Annotated in this window: 1 protein-coding gene; it reads right to left on the bottom strand. The window is 48.6% G+C overall.

The genetic code is table 11. The features are described from left to right. On the bottom strand, nucleotides 1-3,387 hold a 3,387-nt coding region (locus AC1DP6_RS36245; protein ID WP_477059271.1), incomplete at both ends, for an amino acid adenylation domain-containing protein.

Here is a 3,387-nt window from a genome sequence, read left to right as displayed (position 1 = left end):
ACCACTGCCTGGTTCACCAGACCGCTCTGCTGCAATACCTGCTCTATTTCTCCCAGCTCAATACGGTAACCACGAATCTTCACCTGCTCATCGCGGCGACCCTGGTACTCGATATTCCCATCGGGTAACCAGCGACCCAGRTCGCCCGTTTTATACATCCGGGTACCCGGTATTTGACTATAAGGATCTGTTATAAACTTTTCTGCTGTCAGCCCTTCCCGTTGCCAGTAGCCTCGGGCAAGCCCGGCACCACTGATATGGATTTCTCCCGGCACACCTACCGGGCAAAGACGGCCAGCGGTRTCCAGTATGTACATCCGKGTATTACCTATTGGCTTRCCAATWGGTATTCTGCCRCCTTTAATTTGTTCCAATGCATCATTATCGTTGGTGCGGAACCGGTARGTACTGCAACCTACGGTGGCCTCCGTAGGACCATACTCATTGATGATCTCTACTGACAGCCCTTCATCGATCAGGTACTGCACATGATTCAACTGTAACGCTTCTCCTCCCAGTACCAATCGYCGCGTAACGATCTCTCCTGAACCTAACGCATCTTCCAGCAAAGGCAGATGCGCGGGCGTCAGTTTAATAAAATCATACACCCCGTGGCCGCATACCTGGTCAGCTCCTAACAACGCTGTAGCAGGGAGGCCTGCTGGCGCTATTACCAAYGCCCTGCCTTTCAGCAATGGTTGGAAAAGTGCTGTCAGTGATGCGTCAAAAGTATAAGACAGGTGATGGTAACTRCCTGGTTTGTCTGTCTGACTATCAGCAGTGTACTGTGTTTGCTCATTACATAAATAATGTACCAGGCTGCCGTGGCTGATCATCACCCCCTTCGGCATACCGGTAGAGCCGGACGTATAGATCACATAAGCCAGCTGATCTGTTGCAGGGGATACCATTACCTGCCTGTCCGCTACACTGCTGATGCGATCCCAATCGCCATCCAGACGCACGATCCGGCAACCTACGGTTACGGGTAAACGATCTGCACAGCTTTCGCTGCTCAGTACCAGCGATGCACGGCTATCTTCCAACATATAACGGATCCGCTCTGCAGGGTATTCCGGGTCAACCGGCACATAAGCGCCTCTTGCTTTTAAAATACCCCATATGCCGACCAGCATATCCACTCCACGTTCTACGCAGATTGGTACCAATGTGTCTGCCTTAACGCCCTGCTGTCTTAGATAGTACGCCAGCTGATTACTACGCTCATTCAGTTTCCTGTAACTCAGCTCCTGCTTCCCGGATATTACGGCGATAGCATCCGGTGTACGGGCTACCTGCGCTTCAAATAGCTCCACTACCGTCCTGTTTTCAGGATGAGACAGGATGTTATGATTAAATGTCGATAACAACTGTTCTTCTTCTGATATCGTTAACAACTGCAATTCGCCAACAAGACGACATTGTTTCAACACTACCTGTTTGAGTACCTGTTCAAAATGACCACAGATCATCAGCACGTATTCTTCTTCCAGCAAGTCGTTGTTATAAATAAATTGAATATTGATCTCTGCTGCGGCAACGACCATTATACTTAACGGGTAATTCGTATAGTCATATACCTGTACTCCTTCCGCCCGCAGCGACCAGCTGCGAGATGCAATTACTTTATTGACCGGATAGTTTTCAAACACCAGCAAGCTGTCAAACAGATCTCCTGAAACACCCAGCCACTGCTGGATGGCACTCAATCCAGTATACTGGTATTCCCGGCAGGCCAGCTGACCTTCCTGAATGGCAGACAACCACGCTTCGATCTGCTCATCGCCTGCTATCCGCACATGCAGCGGCAGCGCATTGATATACAATCCCACCCGGCTCTCTACTTCAGATAATCCTTCCGGGCGACCGGAAACAGTTACGCCATAGGTAACCGATTCACTACCGGTATAACGCGATAACAGGTAACTCCATACGCCCTGCATCACCGTATTCACCGTTAACCGGTGATGTTGCGCATAACGATCAACAGCTGCTGTCAACGTGGTATCCAAAACGAGGGTTTTTCTTTTATAAACCCCCACTCCCTTATTGCGATCCACTACGGATCCTATAAAAGGCAGCAAACTACCACTTTCGATACCCAACAGATACCTACGCCAATGCTCTTCTTCCTCCTCCTTATCCCGACTTTCCAGATAACGGATATAATCTTCGTATTTGTCTACTACTGCCCCACTACTATTTCCTCCCCCGATGAATGATTCATAGGTATTCAATAGTTCCCCCATCAGTATCGATCCTGACCATGCATCCAGCAATATATGATGATGTGTCCAGATCATCCGCCACCGGTCATCGCTTATCCGCAATAACCCCAACCGCATTAGCGGCGCCGACTCAAAATCAAATGCTTTCTGACGATCCATCAGCTCATAAGCTGCTACTGCAGCCATACGCACCGTTTCCTCCAACCCTCGGTAATCCAGTTCTTCTACCGGCATTTTTACTTCCCGGTAAACACATTGCACCGGCACGCTGAAACGATTGTGATAAAATCCGCTACGCAGGATGCTGTGCGTCTTCATCAGTTCTTCCCAACTCGCCATTAATACCTTTACATCCACGTCTACCAGGTCGCAACTCAGCTGCTCTATATAAGCATAAGCCGCAGTGTCATACAAGCCATGGAACAACATTCCCTCCTGTAATCCACTCAATCGGTACATGCCTTCCAGTTGATCTCCCCGACGCCGTCCACCATACATCTCAGACAAAAACGTATCCAGCTCTCTATAACTTACCTCTCCTGTTAATCCATAATCTGATGGCGTATATACAATCCCGTTATGCTCCTGTGTTATACAATGGTCGATCAGCTTTTCCAGGTTTAATATATATCCGCTGGCCAATGAGCGAATAGTCTCTTCCTCATAATGTATACTACTGTAATCCCAGTTCAACACCAGTTCTCCACCACGAATCATACTGTTCACCGATAACTTTTCCGATACCCGGTAATCACCTGCTATATTATGACCGGATGATGCAGCAGTTTCCCGGAACCACGCGCTCCCCCTCACCAGGTTGTCCAACTGCCCCAGGTAATTAAAGACAATATCCCATGGAGATGTACCCTGTAAAGTTTTTTCTTTATTAAGATATTTTAACACACCATACCCTATGCCTTTATCGGGCACCTCCCTCAATTGCTCTTTCACTGATTTGATCCAGTCACCCACGGCTAATCCATTTGTACCCAACAACACCGGATACATGTTGGTAAACCACCCCACTGTGCGACTGCTGTCCATCCCTATTACGGCATCTTCGCGGCCATGTCCTTCCAAGCCTATCACCACCTGTTGCTGCCCGCTCCACTCACATAATGTCCATGCCAATGCTGCCAGCAACAGATCATTGATTTCT

It is taken from the genome of Chitinophaga sp. 01L420 (genome assembly GCF_056399985.1).
The sequence above is the reverse complement of the archived record's forward strand: the minus strand, read 5'-3'. Positions and strand labels throughout refer to the sequence as shown.